The following is a 19,541-nucleotide window of genomic DNA, read 5'->3' as shown; positions in this document are numbered from 1 at the left end:
AATACCCAAATAACACTCATCCATTATTAGCCCATACATACTTGCTCAAGACCATTTTTTCATTATGCATTGCCAATCCTCCCCAAAATCTGATAATAATGCAGACAACATCTAAGCCGTACATATATCATGAAACACAAAACTGCCTTTAAGCCCATAGTTCTCAGTATTGCGCTTTCCATCCTTCTGATTACAACAGCTGTATTTTTTGCCCGTCATCACAACTCTATCTCAAGTATTAATACCAATTTCCTACAACAGAAGATTACCGAACCCGAAGAACCATCACCGCAAATCGTACAATCTGCGCGAAACCAAATTGGCAAAACCCTTCGTTACGACCCTGCTTACACCAAGCTCAAATATCCAATGGGCGATGTACCGATGGAAAAAGGCGTTTGCACAGACGTGGTCATCCGTGCCTTGCGCGACCAAAATATAGATTTGCAAGATCTTGTTCATCAAGACATGAGCCGCAACTTTTCCGTCTATCCGAAACGCTGGGGTTTGAAACAACCTGATACTAATATCGACCATCGCCGCGTGCCTAACCTAATGACTTATTTCACGCGTCAAGGCTGGGCAGTTCAAGATACAAACTATCAAGCTGGCGATATTGTAACTTGGGAACTGAAAGGCAACCGTCCCCATATCGGCATCGTCTCCGATCGAAAAATCGGCGATAGGCCTCTGATTATCCATAATATCGGTTCGGGAACCCGTGAAGACGATATCCTCTACCGCTACACCATTACCGGACATTTCAGGCTTCCCGTTCAATAAATCATGAGACTACTGAAAAATTCACTTCAATATCATATCCAATCTGTAGTTTTGCGCTTTTTTTGCAATCCACCTTTCGAGGCCGTCTGAAACCATAGGTGGGATAACCATCCGACAAAATATTAGAGACAGTGCGACATATTCCATATCACTGATACATATGATAATATGATGGATTTTTACGATTTTAATTATATTGGAATCATGGATGGAGAGAATCGGTAAGTGGATAAGCTATCGAAACTAAAGATTAAATATACAATTTTTATATCAATATTTTTTGTCGTTTTTTACAAGGAAGCTGAGTTTTATACCTATACAGTCGATAATGTGCCTTCATATTTTATGGACTGGGAAAGGAATATTCCTTTCTTGCCCATATTTATGTTGCCTTATATGACATCACCGTTTTTCTTCTTGGTCACTATATTTTTGGAAAAGAACGAAAGCAGTCTGAAATTACTGATAAAAAGAGCAACCTTTTTAATCGGAGTTTCTACTGCTCTATTTGTAATATTTCCCATGAAATTTTATTTTCCCAAGCCTGAAGTCGATAACCAAATTTTAAAATCCTTCTTTTATATTTTGGGAAAATTGGACAGTAGTTTTAATCAATGCCCGTCATTACATGTGAGTTTCGCTTTTCTTTCAGCTGAGGTTTATTGTAGAGAATTCAAATCCAAATTCTTAAAATCATTTTTTGGTATATGGGGATTTTTACTCGCCATTTCGGTCTTATTTGTCTATCAACACCATTTGATTGATTTCGTAGGGGGAGCATTGATATTCTTAATCACTTGTATCCTATTCCCAAGAAAAAAGACAGTTTAAACATTTTGTCACAGAATCTTAGAAAGCCCTACAACAACAATTGAACCATAGTTCAAACATACAAAAAGACCGTCTGAAACCATTTCAGACGGCCTTTTACTTTTACCTAACCCTCTTTATTTAACCGCAACCGCCGCATTTGCCGCAGCCGCTGCTGCAGTCGCGTTTTTTCGGTTTGAACACGAATTTTCGCAAGAGGAAGAATATGCAGGCGAGCATAATCAAGCCGACGATAATATATTGAGTCATGACGATAGTATCCTTGAAGAAATTTGGTAAACCACGAATGCGGCAAAATAAGCCATCAGGAACAAATAGCCTGTAATCATAAGCATATTTTTCGTGGATTTGGTTTCGCGTTTAATTACGGCCAAAGTTGCGGCACACATCGGAGCATACACATACCAAGCCAAGAAGGCAAAGGCAGTCGGCAAGCCCCAGTTGTTGTGTATGATAGGAATCAGTGCGTTTTGTACTGCATCTTCAGACGATGCGCTGACGGCGTAAACAGTACCCAAAGCGGCAACGACCACTTCGCGCGCGGCAATACCCGGAATCATGGCGATACACATTTCCCAAGTAAAGCCTAAAGGTGCAAAAAACGGCTGAATAGCATGACCAAGCGTACCTGCCAAGCTGTAATCGATGGCGGCACCGGTTGCGCCTTCAGGCGGTTGCGGCCAGCTTACCAAGCCCCACAGAACCACGGCCAACGCAAAAATGATGGTACCCGCGCGTTTCAGGAAGGCTTTTACCCTATCCCACAAGCTGGTCATGATGTGTTTGAAGTTAGGCGTACGGAAAGTCGGCAATTCCATCAAAAGTGGGAATTGTTGCACATTGCCTTTCATCCGCGCCAAGCGTTTCATGATATACGCTGCCAATGCGGCCGACAGAATGCCTACGATATAAAGAATAAACAATGTCAGGCCTTGCAGGTTGAAAATCCCACCCACTGTACGGTCAGGAATGACGGCGGCGATAATCAGCGCATACACTGGCAAACGTGCGGAACAAGTCAGCAACGGCGCAACCGCGATGGTAACAAGGCGTTCGCGCGGGTCGTTAATGGTACGCGCCGACATCACGGCAGGAACGGCACAGGCAAAGCTGGACAAAAGGGGAATAAACGAACGGCCGGACAAACCGCTTTTTGCCATGATGTTATCCAGCAGGAAGGCTGCACGCGGCAGATAGCCTGAGTCTTCCAATAGCAGGATAAAGGCAAACAAAATCGTAATCTGAGGCAGGAACACCAACACGCTGCCCAAACCGGCAATGACGCCGTTGACCAGCAAATCGTTGAGGATGCCCGGTTCCATGTTCGCGCCTATCCATTCTCCCAGTGCGGTAAAACCGCCTTCAATGGCATCCATAATCGGTGCCGCCCAAGTGTATACCGCTTGGAACACCATAAACAGGATCACCAGCAGCATAATCATGCCCCAGACGGGGTGCAGCACGATGTCGTCGAGTTTTTTGTGCCATGCGGGCAGCGTCATCTGGGTGCGTACCACTTGTGCCAAAATCGATTCGACTTCTTGATAAAGTTTGTCGCTATCCAGCGCATCGAGCGTGCGTTCGGCAGAGGTGGGGTTTGCGGGGAAAGAGCGTTTGCGCGGCAGCTTCGCCACGGCTTCGCGTACAGCCTGTACGCCCGACGCGCTCACTGCAACTGTTTCCAAAACAGGTGCATCCAACAACTCGCTCAGTTTGGCCGCGTCGATATTCAAGCCCCTTTTGCGGGCCACGTCGCTCAAATTCAGCGACACCACCATAGGCAGTCCCAGCGTTTTCAGTTCCAAAATCATGCGCAGGGTCATACGCAGGTTGGTCGCGTCGGCAACGGCAATAATGGCATCGGGCGGAATGCCCATCTTGCCTACCATTACATCTTTCGCCACCGCTTCGTCGGGGCTGGTCGTGCGTAGGCTGTATGTGCCCGGCAGGTCAATAATGCGGACGGCCTCGTCGTCGAGGAAGGCGCCCTCGCGCTTATCGACAGTTACGCCCGGATAATTGGCAACCTTGGCATGTGCGCCGGTCAAACCGTTAAACAAAACGGTTTTGCCGCAGTTTGGCGCGCCAATCAAGGCAAAATAGCTTAGTTCCATCATTTTTCCTTATTCTTTCAGACGGCCTTAAACGGCCTCAACGATACGACACATAATCTTCCCGGCCTCTTCCAAACGCAGGGAAAATTGAGATTGGTTACCCAAACGTACCGCAAACGGGCCTCTCCCAAAACCGCCCACGGCAATCACTTGCAACGGCATTCCGCTGGAAAAACCCAAATCCGAAAGACGACGGGTTACCAAGGTATCCAAATCACCAAAAACAGGGTTGGGAGCAATGGAATCAATATGTACGACTGCGCCTTTTTTAAGGCGCGACAAAGGAATGGTAGACATAAGCCTCTCTTTTCATTTGTTTTAAAAGTAGATTATTAAAAAAACGTGAGAAGAATGACGAATGTGTGGCACATTTAAAAGGTTGGTTATGAGTGGCTATTTGCCCCTTCTTTCAATAAGTGCGGTTTGTTTTAAGTATTGTTATTTTCTTTGCTAATGATAAATCTTATTAATGTAAAAATCAAATGTAACAAGATAAACTAAAAAAGCTGAAATCCTTTTATCATTAGGATTTCAGCCTTTTTATACACTCAACAAACTAAAGGCCGTCTAAAAGGTTTCAGACGGCCTTCAAAATAAAAAACCGAATCAAATCGGTTTTTTATTCCCATTCAGGGAAAGACTCTAAATTACAGAGCGTCTTTCAATGCTTTACCGGCACGGAATTTAGGAGTTTTAGCAGCAGCAATAGTCAAAGGCTCGCCAGTTTTAGGGTTGCGGCCTTGACGTTCGGCGCGTTCGCCGACGTAGAAAGTACCGAAACCGACCAGAGTAACAGTGTCGCCGTTTTTCAACGCGTTGGTTACGGCATTAGTAGTAGCATCCAAAGCTTTTTGCGCAGCAGATTTGGAAATGCCGGCTTCTTGAGCAATTGCTTCGATCAATTCAGACTTATTCACAATTAGTCCCTTCCTATCGTAAAAAATGATGAAATGCCCGAATACTCGGGGCTTGAGCACTTTTAAAGCACATACGCACTTTATAGCAATTCTGAAATTATCATGTCAAGTAAAAGATGTGGAATTGCCCTATTTTTGTGGCATTCAGGGCAAAACCACATTTTTTGCAACATCAGACGGCCAACTTAATGCTTGGTTGCTTTTGTTCTTGACTTCGCCTTAGAAGTTTGCGGGGTATCGGCAACCGCCAATTCAGCCGCCCACTGCTCAGGCTGAGCTTCCAAACCCAAAGCCAACACTTCATCAATCCATTTAACCGGATGAATGGTCAGACCGGTTTTGACATTTTCAGGGATTTCTTCCAAATCTTTGACGTTGTCTTTTGGAATCAATACATGCTTGATACCGCCGCGCAAAGCAGCCAGCAGTTTTTCTTTCAAACCTCCGATCGGCAACACTTCGCCACGCAAAGTGATTTCGCCGGTCATCGCCACGTCTGCACGCACCGGAATTTTGGTGAAGGCAGAAACCATCGCCAAAGTCATGGCGATACCTGCGCTCGGACCATCTTTTGGCGTCGCCCCTTCAGGCACATGGACGTGAATATCTTTCTTCTCGTAAAAATCAGGAGCTAGACCCACTGCTTCAGCACGGGAACGGACAACCGACCATGCGGCCGATACAGATTCTTTCATGACATCGCCCAGTTGGCCGGTACATTGAATCGTACCTTTTCCCGGCAAGGCTACTGCTTCAACGGTCAACAACTCACCACCGACTTCGGTCCAAGCCAAACCGGTTACCTGACCGATGCGGTTTTCGCTTTCGGCCACACCATAGTCGAAACGGCGCACGCCCAGATAGTCATGCAGATTTTTCTCAGTAACTTTAATCGCTTTAGGCTTGGCCTTACTTACTGTTTTGGATTTGGATGCTTTTTTCTTGTCCTCATTCAAGGTAACCTGCATTACTACTTTGCGGCAGATTTTGGCAATTTCGCGATCCAACGAACGTACGCCGGCCTCGCGGGTGTAGTAACGGATAATATCGCGCACCGCACTTTCATCAACCACCAACTCGCCCTCTTTCACACCATTGCGCTTCATTTGTTTCGGCACAAGGTATTGCATGGCGATATTGATTTTTTCGTCTTCCGTATAACCGGACAGACGGATAATTTCCATACGGTCAAGGAGCGGAGTCGGGATATTCAAGCTGTTTGAAGTGGCAATAAACATCACATCGCTCAAATCATAATCGACTTCGGCATAATGGTCGGCGAACTTGTTGTTTTGCTCAGGATCCAGCACCTCAAGCAAAGCACTGGCCGGATCACCACGAAAATCGCTGCCCATCTTGTCGATTTCATCAAGCAGAAACAATGGGTTTTTCACACCCGCTTTCGCCATGTTTTGCAGGATTTTGCCCGGCATAGAGCCGATATAGGTACGGCGGTGGCCGCGGATTTCGCTTTCGTCACGCACGCCGCCCAAGGCCATACGCACATACTGGCGGCCTGTCGCTTTGGCAATCGATTCACCCAAGGAAGTTTTACCCACCCCCGGAGGGCCAACCAGACACAAAATCGGGCCTTTGAGCTTGTCCATACGTTTTTGAACGGCCAAATATTCCAAAATGCGCTCTTTTACTTTTTCCAAACCATAATGGTCGGCATTCAAAATCAAATCAGCCTTGGCAATATCTTTGCTGACACGGGATTTTTTCTTCCACGGCAGCTCAAGCAAAGTATCGATGTAGTTGCGCACGACGGTAGATTCCGCAGACATCGGCGGCATCATTTTCAGTTTTTTCAATTCAGACAGACATTTTTCTTCAGCCTCTTTGCTCATGCCTGCTTCTTTGATTTTTGCTTCCAATGCGTCCAGCTCGCCGCGCTCGTCTTCTTCGCCCAATTCTTTCTGAATCGCTTTTACTTGCTCATTCAAGTAATACTCGCGTTGGGATTTTTCCATTTGACGTTTTACACGGCCACGAATACGCTTCTCAACCTGCATGATGTCGAGTTCGGCTTCCAACTGCGCCAGCAAAAATTCCAAACGCTCAACAATACCGGCAGTCTCCAGTACATATTGACGCTGCTCCAATTTCAACTGCAAATGCGCGGCAACGGTATCGGCAAGGCGGCTGTTGTCATCGATACTGCTGATGGTGCTGATGACTTCGGCAGGGATTTTTTTGTTCAACTTCGCATATTGCTCAAATTGAGTCAGCAGAGTACGGCGCAAGGCCTCAATTTCAGGATTGTCCTTGTCGCTATTCTCATCAATCGCCTCAACATGAGACAAAAACAATCCGCCTGTTTCATCAACCGTCAACGCGCGCGCACGACGGATACCTTCTACCAATACTTTAACGGTACCGTCAGGCAGCTTCAAAACCTGCAAAACTTGGGCGACTGTACCGGTCTGGTGCAAATCTTCAGCTTTAGGGTCTTCTGTATTAGGGTCAAGCTGGGCCAACAGGAAAACCGGATCATCATTGGCCATTGCCGCCTCAAGGGCCGCAATCGATTTAGGACGACCGACGAACAGCGGCAATACCATATGCGGATACACCACGACATCGCGTAAAGGCAAGGTAGCCAGCGCACTGTATTCCTCGAAATATTTGTCTTTTGTCGGCATAGTTAGAAATCTCAATCATTGTTAAATCAGAATGTAGCTCAAAATTGGGCTGAAGCGCTGCATTTCAAGACTTGAAAACAGCTTATCCGCACCTATTTTCGAAAACATCATTTTTAATAGCCCGATATGGACGTTTACGATAAAATATATCGGATTTTGGGCCGTCTGAAAACTTTTCAGACGGCCCTGGCTAACCAAACAAGGTAGTAAACCATGACAGACTCAACCGAAAAAAATCATTAATTGAATTCCCTTGCACCTTTCCTGTAAAAGTCATGGGCGCGGTTCATCCGGAATTTGAATCCGCCATCTTGGAAACTGTGCGCAAACACGCTCCCGATACCGAGCCGCACCACATTACTACGCGCCCAAGCAGCAAAGGCAACTATACCGGTGCAACCGTCAAAGTAAATGTCGACAACCAAGAGCAGCTCGACAATATCTACCGCGACCTGACTTCACACGAATTGGTAAAAGTGGTGCTGTAATGAAAATCGTGCACAAAGGCTTGGTTGATTACCTGCCGACTTTCGAAGCCATGAAGGCATTTAATGCCTCGCGTGACGAAAACACCGAAGACGAATTATGGGTGGTCGAACATCCGCCCGTATTTACCCAAGGCTTGGCCGGAAAACCCGAACACCTCCTCATTCGCGACGATATTCCCGTTGTCCAAATTGACAGAGGAGGTCAAATTACCTATCACGGCCCCGGCCAACTGGTCGTCTATACGATGATCAATTTCAAACGCCGTAAAACCAGTGTCCGCCATATCGTTTCCACACTTGAAAACAGCATCATCGCCACCTTGGCAGAATACGGCATCGAAGCAGCAGCCGATCCCAAACGCCCCGGCGTTTACGTCGGCGAGCGTAAAATTGCTTCCCTAGGCCTGCGTATTAAAGACGGCTCCGTTTACCACGGCTTGGCGCTTAATGTGGACATGGATTTAAGTCCGTTCACCCATATCAACCCCTGCGGTTATGCCGGTATGGAAATGACCCAAATTGCCGACTATGTCTCTCCGGCACCTAGTTTGGCAGAGGTTTCAGACAAACTGACCAAGCATTTACAAAAAGAACTGGCATAAGGCCGTCTGAAAATATTGACCCCAACACCATCTTTTAACTGCCCCTCTGAACCCACAAGCCCTTAGGCCTAAAGGCCGCAATAAGCTTTTCAGACGGCCTTTATAACGACAGAAAGAACACATCACCATGAGTGAAGAAGTAAAAAACGACCCCAAACGCGGCATCAAACTGAAAGGCGCAGACAAAACTGCACGTATTCCGATTAAAGTTGTTCCATTGGAACAAAAATTGAAAAAGCCCGAATGGATTCGCGCCAAATTACCGGGCAAGAAATTCTTTGAAATCAAAAATATTCTTCGCGAACAAAAAATGCATACCGTGTGCGAAGAAGCATCTTGTCCAAATATCAGCGAATGCTTTACCAAGGGTACAGCCACATTCATGATTATGGGCGATATTTGTACCCGCCGCTGCCCGTTCTGCGACGTTGGCCATGGCCGCCCCAACATGTTGGATCCTGACGAGCCTAAACACTTGGCCGAATCCGTCAAATCCATGAACCTGCGCTATGTCGTGATTACTTCCGTCGACCGTGACGACCTACGTGATGGTGGCGCACAACATTTCGCCGACTGCATTAAAGCCATTCGCGAAACCAGTCCGAATACCAAAATCGAAATCCTTGTTCCCGATTTCCGCGGCCGTCTGGATATCGCACTGGAAATCTTGGCAGAAACACCGCCCGACGTGATGAACCACAACTTGGAAACTCATCCAAGCCTGTATAAAAAAGCCCGTCCGGGTGCCAACTACCAACATTCCCTCAAGCTTCTGCGCCGCTACAAAGAAATGATGCCTCATATCCCGACCAAGTCCGGCATCATGGTCGGCTTGGGCGAAACAGACGAGGACGTGCGCGAAATCATGCGCGATATGCGTGCCAACAATATCGAGATGATTACCATCGGCCAATATCTGCAACCTTCAGACGGCCACCTGCCCGTCTTGCGCTATGTAACGCCCGACCAATTCAAAGTTTTTGAAAAAGAAGCATACGAATTAGGCTTTACCAATGCCGCCATCGGCGCAATGGTTCGCTCCAGCTACCACGCTGACGAACAAGCAGCCGAAGCTTTGCGTGAAACCCACGGCGGTTGCAGCCACCACTAATGTGAATTCTGATGTGAATTCTGACGCTATTTGAGACTGAACTACGCTATTTGCGACTTTATAACGCTAAGTTCGACTGGGCAAATATGGATCAACAACCAGTTATTGAAATTGCCGAATTCCCACATGATAATAAATTGTGGCGAATTGATGGGTTAGGGAAGATTTTCTCCCAATTGAAAAATAACAATAACCTGTTTATTGAAGTCTATTTACGCCCAGTTAACTTTCACGATAATTCTGTATATAACTTTGCTAGATTTGATAGTTCTGGTAGAGAAATTCCAGAATATAATCAATTGAAAAAGATTCCTGTTAATATAGGCTTGCTTCCTATTTTAAGAGTAGGATCTCTTTGGATAAAAGGAAAACTTCAAAACAATAATGCAGTTACTGATATAGCCACTCTTAAAAATATTGAAATAAATGCAAATACAGTAGAAATAATTAATAGCAATTACAAAATAAAATATTTAGATTCAAGCGGAAGAGAACAAGAGTGCAAACTATTGTTGCAGAAAAATTTTGCGACAGATGCAAAAGTACTTTTCTCTTGTTTTAAAATTCAAAATGAAAAATACAAAAATGGAATAATTATTCCAGTAATAGAAATTATCCGTTTTTATTATGCCTGTTCAACTAGACTAGCTCATTTAACATTTTCTAATCCAGAAGAAATTACAAAAATTTCATATGCGATAGATAATGAAACAGATAAGGTAGTTATTAAATTACCACAGCAATATACAGATCAAGAGGCCTTTATTTTAGCAAGAATATTGACTTCAGATATTGCTTTATCCGGATTCTTTCAGATTAAAAACTCCCTAATAAAAATAGGTTTTAACGAACAACCAACTACATTATTATCTACCAATTTCCCATTTATCAATTCAACCAATTTAGTGGTTCGCGGTATTAAAATTGTTGATAGATTCTTAGTTACGGAGATTTGTTCTTGTTCGGCTCCTTTTCCCGATATTTCTGTTGATAGGAATAATGACAACCGAAAGGGAGATAAGAAAACAGATATACCTGATGATGAAAAGAAAGAGTATCGAAGAGAGGGACGAACTTCCAGTCTCAAAGGAAACTCCACTATCCAAAATCAATATGAATCAGACACTTGCGTATCAACATTACAATTTGACTTAAACATAAATTGCTTTTCAGATTTGATCGGTAAAAAGATTGAAAAACCCAAAAAACCGTTTAATGAATACAAAGCACAGAAACTTGGTATAAATGAACAAATGAATGTAACCGGCTTAGGCGCGGATTTAGGTACATGGGGCCAAACTACAATTGCACCTGCGTCCATTAGCACATTCAATACCCAATCCGAAAAACACAATAGAGATGCCTTAGCTGCAACTTTTGAAAATTCCGTACGGGCTATCGAACATTTGAATGAAGAATATTCAAATATTCAAGCAGCTATCTATATGTCCAGCTCTCCGGCTTGTGAGTTTGTTCCATTAACTGATTCAGCCCATAAAGCCCAATGGTCGTATCTTGTTTCCAAAACCAAAACGAGGCGTAAGGTATTATTAGGAAAAATTGATTATAAAGATAGAACATTTTGGTTGATTGAAATTCAAGCTCGGAAAAGTGAGCATTTCGTTACAGCAATTATTTATTTTGAGACAAATGACGAGATGAAGTATCTGGGTCAATTGTTATACGTCTTGGCAAAAAAACGAGGAATTTGGGATAAAATTCCCAAAAGAACTAGTTTGCAAATTACTACTCTAAAACATACGCATAAAGATATTGCAAGTTTTGCACGGAAAATTAGCGAAAAAGTTCTTGAATTTACGAATAATTTAGATTTTAAAAAATAAGTTTTCAGCCCCTAAAGCTGGTACATGTTTTAATGGGGTATTCAGTTTAGATTGTATTAAAAACTTTGAACTTGGAAAAAATATGGAACAATTTATTCAATGGATTAAATCAGATATAGGAGTAATAATTGCTTGGATAGTTGGTGTAGTTTTTCCCATTATAGGTCTAATTGCAACGATTTTTAAGTGCAAAAAGTCAAAACATGATAAAAAAACAATATTATAAATCAATCTATTCAAGGCGATAATAATCAGCAAGCGGGTAAAAACATTATCAACCGAAAGGGTAAACCATGATTGGCGGAAAACATCAGCAAGATATAAGCGGAAATAATAATATACAAGCTGGTGGGGATGTTATTAATAACATTACTTACTATCAAAACACCGATGTAGATATTTTATCAGCGATTGAAAAGGTGCTGAGCGGAATATATAAAAACGCTCAAAATGGAGAAGAATTTATTCCAATAGATACAAAATCTTATACCATCGAAAATAAAATTAACTTTAATGAAATTTCTTATTTTGATCCATTAGAAGACTTCCGGGAGGGGTATTACTATGTTAAAAATCAAATCAAAATACTTTCTGAAGTAGATCCTGCATGTGAAACAAGCATTACCCAGCATATTAAACATTATTATCGTAAGATACGCCGCCAAAATACTAATTGTTCTGCAGATAAAATTATTGAAAAAGTCTGTTCCGAAATTGAAACTGCATTAATTGGAAAGAACACAATACTTGCTCTAGAAGAACAAAAAGCTGTTGAATTTGTGGTATTCTATATATTTGCAGAATGCAAAATTTTTGACAAACCACCATCCGACTATGCTTCTCAATAGGACAGAACCCCAAAAAAGCCTTTACTCTGTAGGGGCTTATTTAATAGGTAAACTTCGTGAATCCACGGAGCCATTTTATGCTGTAGAAATGTTTGAAAAATACGGTAACCAGCTAAATGTCAGCTTTCCTCAATTCATGCTAACACTTGACTGGTTGTTTCTGGCAGGCTTAATTGATTCGAATGGTGATGGAAGATTAAAAAAATGTTTCTAAAAAAATTTACGCTAACTAGTGAAACGGGTAAGACCATTAGGGAAGTAACCTTCAAAAAAGGCATTAATATCATCTTAGGAAGTTCGGATGAAAACCAACAAAACTCTTCCAATAGTTTAGGTAAAACTACCCTAATTCGCTGTCTTGATTTTTGCTTGGCAGGTAAAGACGCAAAAGCTATTTACACCGATTCTGAATTTAAAACAGAAAACCGCATAGTTGTTGATTTTCTCAAAAAAGAAAAACCTACATTCAAACTTACACTTTCACACTCTTTTGATGCATCCGATGAAATCATTATCGAACGTTGTCTTGATCTAACCGCTCGAAGCAAAATTACTAACTATATTGATGGCAAAAAATACAAGCACGAAGAGTTTGACCTAAAGCTGAAAGAGCTTTTGTTTAATTTTACCGACCCCAAACCTACTCTACGCCAATTACTTGGAAAATTTATCCGCCAGCGGGACAACCAAATTGATAAGATATTATATTTCAATGGAAGTTTTTGCAAAAATGTTGAATATGAAAAAATTCATCTGTTTTTATTCGGCTTTAATCAAACAAATCTGTTAAGTAAAAAATCCGAAGTAGAGAAGCAACAGCGAAGTATAGAAAATGCACTTTACGTATTGGAAAGGCGTAATAGCATTAGCTCATTGAAGCAACGAATCAATTTGATTGAAGGTGAACTTTATGATTTAGAAGCTCAGCGCAATGCTTTTAACATTTCCGATAAATATGACGAAGAAGCGGCGCAATTAGAGAATATTCAAATTCAATTAAACAAAAACGAACAATTACTGGCAGAACAACGTTTAAAACGGAACGGTGCAAACGAAAGAATTACGCGGTTAGAGCGTGACGCAGTATCTGCAAACGGTAGTACTTTGCAGTATCTCTATGAGGAAGCAAATTTTTATAATGAAGAATTAGCAAAGACTTTTGATGAAGTAGTTAATTTTCATAATACTATGCTGAAAAACGAAATCGCTTTTCTTAAAAAAAGCATACAAAAAAGCGATACTCGTATTTCTGAGTTGGAAAACCAGCGTTCTTATTTGACTGCCGAATATAATCGGCTACTTTATAAATTAGGACAAACTGGCTCATTACGTGAATACACTAAACTCAACGACAGGATTGCCACCAAATACAAAGAAAAGGGAGAAGCAGACGCATTATTAGAAGAGCTAAACCATTACATTGGAGAATCAAAAGAACTAAAGGAAAAATTAGATAATCTCGTAGAAGAAATGCATAGAAATACTGAACTACTAGATGAGAATTTGAAAATATTTAATTTCTACTTTTCCAAATATACCGAACAGTTAACTGGCCAAAAATACTTGTTGTCATTCAACCTAACTAAAGATACTAACATATTTAAATTTCAAATAGATGAGTTTAACCACAACCCAGGCTCAGGAGAAAAACAAGCAGTAGTAATGGCCTTTGATTTAGCTTATATGGCCTTTTGCAATGATAAAAACCTTAGAAGACCGTTATTTGCAACTCAAGATAAAATCGAAGTTGTTGATATTCAGAAGATTTCTGTATTATTCAACTTGGCAAATCAACAAAATGGCCAATTAATTATTCCTATTATTAACGATAAAATTAAAGATTATCCTGATTTGGAAAAAGATACAGTTTTATTTTAACTTCTGAAGATAAATTCTTTCGTATTGATAATGCCAAATGATGCCCATAACCCACCTCTTTAGTAGGTTTTATTCTATCTTTCAGACGGCACGCTTAAAATTAGAGGCTAATCTACTTCGACCTCATCAAAAACTCATAACTTCCGATATAATTCCTTATAAATATTCCTATTCATTTGAGAAACAATTTGACGAAAATCATCAGGACAATCTCGGAAATCTTTCAGTAAATGGTTATATTGAATTACTTTATCATGCCATGCTTGGATCAAATTATTCGGATAATTTTGCAACAACCACATACAAGCATAAATCGTGCTGTGTCGCTCAACTAAACTGCAGCTTTCCCAAACTTGGCGCTTGCTTCGATCTAGATTAAGTGGCAATAACTGCACTTGTTGGCATAAATATGCATAAAGATTTGGTGCACGTCGCTGTGATGTAACAACAGCAACAAAATGATGTAATATTTTCAATTTATCTCGTTCCCTATGGCTAAAAAGATAATTAAAATTAGCAATTTGGTTTAACCAATTTTGCCATTGCAGCCTGATTTCATCATTAAGGAAAACAACATTTTCACAAGGGCTATTACTCAAGTCATATTGACAATTCCAACAATATTTCAACTCTGTAAAGTGCTGTAAATTAGGCTTACCTAAATCTTGTCGGTGAAAAGCAACATATATACCACATTTAGGACAGCAATCGTGCATCATGATTTGATGTACTGGACAAAATGTATATAGGGCTATGCGCCACGATTTTCGAAAATATGTTTCATGGTCAGTAGCTAGACATAGCGGGCAAAAAACAATAGCATTATTATCACGTTTACGGTGATTGGCTTTAAGGCTGTTTATCCACGTTAATTGTCCTGAAAATTTGTTTTTGTCAAATAATCGACCTTGTAGGCTGTCTAATGTGGTTGTTTTGATCCGAATAGTTGAACAGCCTGTTTTTTCAGCTAATGTATTGACCAACCAGTCAGGAGTGTGGCGATCTATATCCCTATTCCATATTTCATAATTAGGAAATAGCAAATGACAGAAGGTTTGTACTTTCAACCCGTTTGCATGGGCTAAACGAACCAACCATGATGTAAACAATTCATCAGGATAAGGTTTCGGATGAGCGGGTAAAATCATCTGAGTTTATCCAATTGACGTTTACGTTGGCTTGGGCTAATCCAGTTGATTGAATTTAAAATTGTTTTGTTAATACATTCAGTTTGTTGTTGAATGGCGGCTACAGCAGCTTGTGTCAGCAAACGAGAAAGCTCTCCAATATATCCTTCACTCATGGCATATAACTTTGTAGCCAACGAAATTTCATGCAAATCCGACGGCTGACTAAGCGGCAGCATCCGTTCAAAGCTCATTAATAAACGCATAAAATCCTTATTTAATTCCCAACGCGGAAGCACCGCAGGTTCAAAACGGTTGGCCAACTGTGCATCAGTTTGAATGGCTCGATATGCGTCTTTAATACCTACACCTACAATCGGAATTTGTAATTCATTTCCTAAGTATTTAATTACATTAAAAACGTTTTCTGCTTATTCAAACTCCCGGAAAGGATATGGTGGATTTCATCAATAATCAACATTTTAGTATTAACGTATTTGAGCAAATGAAGCACTTGGGCAAGTTTTTTATCTGTCCTGTCATGAGTTTTATAGGGGGCAAACAGTAAGTCTAAAATAGCATTGTAAAAACGGCTTTCATCAGGTATAGGCGGTGCTTGAATAATCACTACTGGTGCGATAATACCATTTCCATGTGGATTATCATGGGCTGGATGTTGCCGCAAAAAATGTTTAATCAACATGGTCTTACCGTTATTAGTATCACCAACCAACAACATATTAGGCATACGGTTTTGTTTCGGGAAACTTAGCAAATCTTCCAGTTTTACCAAAACCTGTTGAGCCTGCGGATAACCTATCCAACGAGGGGAACGTATGTATTCGATGCGCTCAATATCGCTATACTTTAGTTGTTCTTTTGCTTTGGGAGAAAGGTGAGGATAATTCATGATAAATCGTCCAAATCATCAAAAGGCTGAATATCATCAAACATATTTTCCTCATTTTCAGACGATATAATATTCCTCGAATCAATTTGAGGCATAGGTAAAGATGCTCGAGTACGTTGATCTAATTGGCGACGTTGTTGAGCGCGACGGATAGCTTTAGTCTTACCTTGAGCTTGCTGTTCCAATTCTCGCATTCGTCCGTATGCTGTAAAAATCATGTTCTCATCAATATTCTGTTTCTGCTCATTTTTTAATTGTCTCTGAATCTCTCGTAACTCCCAAATGCTGATAACTGGATTCGAACTGTTCCGATAAGGTATTGGAAAATACATCGATAAATCTGGGTCATAAAACCAAATCACGCTTAAATCACGTGGATCTATGCGAAAAATGAACTGGCGAGCCTGTCTAGGATTAGTCGGATTAGTTGCTGCAATCCACGGTCGTAAAACGTCATGCCAATAAGTGATTTTATGGATAACTACCCCATATTGCTGCACCGTTCGCATTTCAAACGGCATAAAGGTCAAGCGCAATAGTGTCTCATCAACCACTTTATCAGGTAATCCTGTTCCTAAAGAAACATCATCTCCTAATACACCTGATTTCCATTTGGCTAACGGTGAGATTCCCAATCCAGAATGAGTACGCTGATGATAAACATCACAAATAAATAGTGTTAACCACGTTTCAAATTCAGTTAGCGTTAATGCCGCCTTACTTTCGGAAGCATAATCTTTTCTTTGTTGTGTATTTGCAAAAGTAGTACCAGTTAAACCGTGGACTTCATCCAAAATCGTACCCAGTAAACGCTCAATGTGTCCTCCGAAATGAGGACGTGCCACAGGCCTCCACTCAATTTCAATACCGTATTGTTTACACGCCTTTTCCAGCACTTTGCCACGGAATTCTTTTGCATTATCCAAATGAATTTTGCGTGGCAAACCCCACACAGGCCACCGCCCTTTCACTCCATGTTTTGCCAACCAGCTTTCCTTAGACAAAATACTATGTGCTAAACACAAACCTGTAGATAATGCACTTGGTGGATCGAATGACACATAAAATCCCGTAACCATTCGACTGAACACATCAATCGCCAGCGTAATCCACGGCCTACCAATAGGCTTACGATATATATCGTCAACTAAAATAATGTCTAACTTTGTATGATCTATTTGTACCACTGAAAGCGGATAATCGGCATTTGGAAAGCTACCTTGTAAAGGAGAAAATTTCATTTCTGCTGCTTTATGGCTTAGCCGTTTAGCAATTTTAATTTGAGGCGCAATATTTTTGATTCGAGAACGAATGGTATTAGCATGAGGAGCTGGTAAATTTTGTTTATGGCAACGCCGTGTAATTTCTCTAATGATTTTCTGTATTGATTTACGTTGTGTGCTTAAATAATCCACTTCCAATACTTGCCTGATAAGCTGTTCTACATCATCAGAAAGCTGTGTTTTACCACTATCACTACGCTGCTTACGTGTTAAAGCAGTCAGAACGCCGCTTTCCTTATAACTTTTTAACCAGCGATAAACCGTACTGATATGTACACCGCATTCGGCAGCTCTCGCTTGAACATCAGATTTACTACGTTTTGGATTTCGGATAAGTGGCTCAATTACATCGAAATGTTGTTGAGCTAATTGCCATTTTTGCTCAGGAATACTATCTAAGTGGGTTAATTCAGCACTCTGGACTGTTGATAGATCCGCTAATTTTGCTTGGTAATCTGCACCGGTTACACTATCGCGTAACTGATATGTTTCTAAATCCAGGACTGCTGTAATTACACAGATTTTGTTTTGAAACAAAACCATTGCACCGACATTCACATTTAAAGTTGCTTTCATTTTTTAAACCATATAGCGGATTGCATAGTGAGTGGTTGATTTAAATCTGCGCCAATTTTTCGTTCTGCAATTAAGTACCACAATACAGGCAATAATTTTGCTTGATTGTATTCATCCTGAAAAGTCTGTTGAATAAGCTGTTTAGGTGTGGATTTTTTCAATTCGCGTAACGATTCATCCAATAAAGTCATATATGCTTCGCTGTATTCGCCAGATAAGCCATTTTGTTGATATGGCAATAAAAAGCGTACATTGCATAAATAATCAGTATGAATCTCTAACTCTGTAATCAGTTTAAAATGCCAACCGTGTAATTTGCAAAAATGTAAGGCAGCCTGAAATTTAGGTTTGAGTTCACACCAGTTTTTACGTAAATCGCTACGATATTTTACTTCGTAAATAATTACATCATTTTGATAATGAACCAAAACATCAGGGGTATAGATATGCTTCTTTCCTGCTGGGTCAAACCACTCAATCGTGATAGGCTGTACTTCGAAATGCTGCACATTAGAATCAAATTCCAGCAGAGTTAAAAAATCACGCTCCAAAGATGACTCATAAGCTGCAATGCCTATAGCTTTGTTATATGGAGCGATGCCTGTAATATTTCGATAGTTTTTAGGAATTTTACGGATTGGCATAGTTTTATATGTGTAGTAGAAAAAGGATTAAAAGGAAGACAATCTTAATGAGTTAATGCCCTTTATCAATAACCCAAACTCAATTAGCTTTCTTATAATTTAGTCTCAAATAACAATATTATTTTCAAATCTTAATGCAAAATTTTTGTTTTCAGTCGCAAATAACGTTATTAGAAGTATAAGATTTTGCATATTCTAGTCGCAAACAACGTTGGAATTCACAACTAAGGTTTAAATCATATAAGGCCGTCTGAAAAATCAGTAGACTATTTTTCAGACGGCCTTTATTTGGTCAAAATTACTATACAAGATTTTTTTAGATTTTCAAAAAAATAAACCTTAGTCGGACTCTAAAGAAAACTAAGAATTTAACACACTGATATTTATAATGAATTGAGAAAAAATGGGGTTTATCCTTTTCCTCCTAATGGGTCTATGCTTAGTTGCAGCTGTCATTGCTTTTATCAGGCTTGCTGGATTCTACTCTAAGAAGCAGCTTGGAAAACAAGTCATTTTCTATGGTGTATTACTATCTATATTCCTACATACCTTTATTTTTTTGAAATACGTCCGCATAAAAGAATATTGGGCATTTGATCCACTATTTACACAAATGAATTATCTATTTTTTAAACCATTTGTGCTTTCACTAGTTATCGTGCCTCTTGAGTTTGAGAAACTGTCCAAATTAAGCAAAATCGTCCTATCCGGCGTGATATGCGGTGCTGCTTTTTACTACTTGGCGTTCCCACCTTTCATGACATTACTGTATTTCAGTATTGCTGTGGCTTGGGCTTTTTCAAAAACTCAATATGCTCAATTTTTAAATAAGATTATTCTGATAAGCATTGTATCTTCATTAATACTGTCGTTCGTTACCATGCCGTTGCTTGAAAACGTATTGGAAGCCTTAAGTATCAGACGATATTATTAAAAACAA

At 40.7% G+C, this 19,541-nt stretch carries 18 protein-coding genes and 1 pseudogene; 10 read left to right on the top strand and 9 right to left on the bottom strand.

Features of this window, described 5'->3' with window-relative positions; translation table 11 throughout:
- Window positions 1-129: 129 nt before the first annotated feature.
- Together TW89_RS07165 and TW89_RS07160 are read left to right on the top strand one after the other, a co-directional pair.
- Complete coding sequence (locus TW89_RS07165) at window positions 130-783, top strand: DUF1287 domain-containing protein (RefSeq protein WP_128580990.1); 654 nt, start codon at window positions 130-132, stop codon at window positions 781-783.
- A gap of 225 nt (window positions 784-1,008) precedes the next feature.
- Window positions 1,009-1,614: a phosphatase PAP2 family protein gene (locus TW89_RS07160; RefSeq protein WP_128580989.1), complete on the top strand. Its 606-nt coding sequence runs from the start codon at window positions 1,009-1,011 to the stop codon at window positions 1,612-1,614.
- 120 nt (window positions 1,615-1,734) lie between these two features.
- On the opposite strand, the gene TW89_RS07155 is transcribed toward TW89_RS07160, so the two are convergent.
- The 5 genes from TW89_RS07155 to lon form a co-directional block, all read right to left on the bottom strand.
- Complete coding sequence (locus tag TW89_RS07155) at window positions 1,735-1,863, bottom strand: FeoB-associated Cys-rich membrane protein (RefSeq protein WP_084824579.1); 129 nt, start codon at window positions 1,861-1,863, stop codon at window positions 1,735-1,737.
- Window positions 1,860-3,728, bottom strand: coding sequence for a ferrous iron transporter B (feoB, locus tag TW89_RS07150; RefSeq protein WP_128581047.1), 1,869 nt, complete (start codon window positions 3,726-3,728; stop codon window positions 1,860-1,862). Before feoB ends, TW89_RS07155 begins: the two co-directional genes overlap by 4 nt.
- 27 nt (window positions 3,729-3,755) lie before the next feature.
- The gene (locus TW89_RS07145) at window positions 3,756-4,025 is read right to left on the bottom strand and encodes a FeoA family protein (protein WP_003683509.1); all 270 of its coding nucleotides are present in this window, start codon (window positions 4,023-4,025) and stop codon (window positions 3,756-3,758) included.
- A 350-nt stretch (window positions 4,026-4,375) separates the two neighbouring features.
- On the bottom strand, window positions 4,376-4,645 hold the full coding sequence (locus TW89_RS07140; RefSeq protein WP_003683413.1) for an HU family DNA-binding protein: 270 nt from the start codon (window positions 4,643-4,645) through the stop codon (window positions 4,376-4,378).
- Window positions 4,646-4,830: 185 nt separating this feature from the next.
- Window positions 4,831-7,290: an endopeptidase La gene (gene lon / locus TW89_RS07135; RefSeq protein WP_128580988.1), complete on the bottom strand. Its 2,460-nt coding sequence runs from the start codon at window positions 7,288-7,290 to the stop codon at window positions 4,831-4,833.
- Window positions 7,291-7,565: 275 nt separating this feature from the next.
- Between lon and TW89_RS07130 the strand changes: the two genes are divergently transcribed.
- From TW89_RS07130 to TW89_RS07105, 7 genes are all read left to right on the top strand, one after another.
- A complete protein-coding gene (locus TW89_RS07130; protein ID WP_128580987.1) occupies window positions 7,566-7,778 on the top strand; it encodes a YbeD family protein in 213 nt (70 codons plus the stop codon).
- Window positions 7,778-8,380, top strand: coding sequence for a lipoyl(octanoyl) transferase LipB (gene lipB / locus TW89_RS07125; protein ID WP_070585382.1), 603 nt, complete (start codon window positions 7,778-7,780; stop codon window positions 8,378-8,380). The genes TW89_RS07130 and lipB overlap by 1 nt, the downstream gene beginning before the upstream one ends.
- Before the next feature lie 127 nt (window positions 8,381-8,507).
- Window positions 8,508-9,491, top strand: coding sequence for a lipoyl synthase (gene lipA / locus TW89_RS07120; RefSeq protein WP_128580986.1), 984 nt, complete (start codon window positions 8,508-8,510; stop codon window positions 9,489-9,491).
- 86 nt (window positions 9,492-9,577) lie between these two features.
- Entirely contained in the window at window positions 9,578-11,335 is a 1,758-nt protein-coding gene (locus tag TW89_RS07115) for a hypothetical protein (protein WP_128580985.1), read from the top strand.
- Window positions 11,336-11,628: 293 nt separating this feature from the next.
- Window positions 11,629-12,183, top strand: coding sequence for an ABC-three component system protein (locus TW89_RS07110; RefSeq protein ID WP_128580984.1), 555 nt, complete (start codon window positions 11,629-11,631; stop codon window positions 12,181-12,183).
- Window positions 12,170-12,397 (top strand): ABC-three component system middle component 6, encoded by a 228-nt coding sequence (locus TW89_RS12280; RefSeq protein WP_036529231.1) that lies wholly within the window; start codon window positions 12,170-12,172, stop codon window positions 12,395-12,397. The genes TW89_RS07110 and TW89_RS12280 overlap by 14 nt, the downstream gene beginning before the upstream one ends.
- Window positions 12,388-14,061, top strand: a complete 1,674-nt coding sequence (locus TW89_RS07105; RefSeq protein ID WP_128580983.1) for a DUF2326 domain-containing protein — start codon at window positions 12,388-12,390, stop codon at window positions 14,059-14,061. Before TW89_RS12280 ends, TW89_RS07105 begins: the two co-directional genes overlap by 10 nt.
- Window positions 14,062-14,195: 134 nt before the next feature.
- Here TW89_RS07105 and TW89_RS07100 read toward each other — a convergent pair whose 3' ends face one another.
- The 4 genes and pseudogenes from TW89_RS07100 to TW89_RS07085 form a co-directional block, all read right to left on the bottom strand.
- The gene (locus TW89_RS07100) at window positions 14,196-15,209 is read right to left on the bottom strand and encodes a TniQ family protein (protein ID WP_128580982.1); all 1,014 of its coding nucleotides are present in this window, start codon (window positions 15,207-15,209) and stop codon (window positions 14,196-14,198) included.
- Window positions 15,206-16,098, bottom strand: a pseudogene (locus TW89_RS12235) (TniB family NTP-binding protein). The gene TW89_RS07100 and the pseudogene TW89_RS12235 overlap by 4 nt, the downstream one beginning before the upstream one ends.
- Window positions 16,095-17,957: a Mu transposase C-terminal domain-containing protein gene (locus tag TW89_RS07090; RefSeq protein ID WP_128580981.1), complete on the bottom strand. Its 1,863-nt coding sequence runs from the start codon at window positions 17,955-17,957 to the stop codon at window positions 16,095-16,097. The pseudogene TW89_RS12235 and the gene TW89_RS07090 overlap by 4 nt, the downstream one beginning before the upstream one ends.
- Window positions 17,954-18,601: a heteromeric transposase endonuclease subunit TnsA gene (locus TW89_RS07085; protein WP_070765480.1), complete on the bottom strand. Its 648-nt coding sequence runs from the start codon at window positions 18,599-18,601 to the stop codon at window positions 17,954-17,956. Before TW89_RS07085 ends, TW89_RS07090 begins: the two co-directional genes overlap by 4 nt.
- A 403-nt stretch (window positions 18,602-19,004) precedes the next feature.
- Between TW89_RS07085 and TW89_RS07080 the strand changes: the two genes are divergently transcribed.
- Window positions 19,005-19,535: a hypothetical protein gene (locus TW89_RS07080; protein WP_128580980.1), complete on the top strand. Its 531-nt coding sequence runs from the start codon at window positions 19,005-19,007 to the stop codon at window positions 19,533-19,535.
- Window positions 19,536-19,541 lie beyond the last annotated feature (6 nt).

The sequence above is a fragment of the Neisseria flavescens genome (assembly GCF_001618065.1).
GTDB lineage: Bacteria > Pseudomonadota > Gammaproteobacteria > Burkholderiales > Neisseriaceae > Neisseria > Neisseria flavescens_A.
This window is presented reverse-complemented; position numbering and strand designations above follow the sequence as displayed.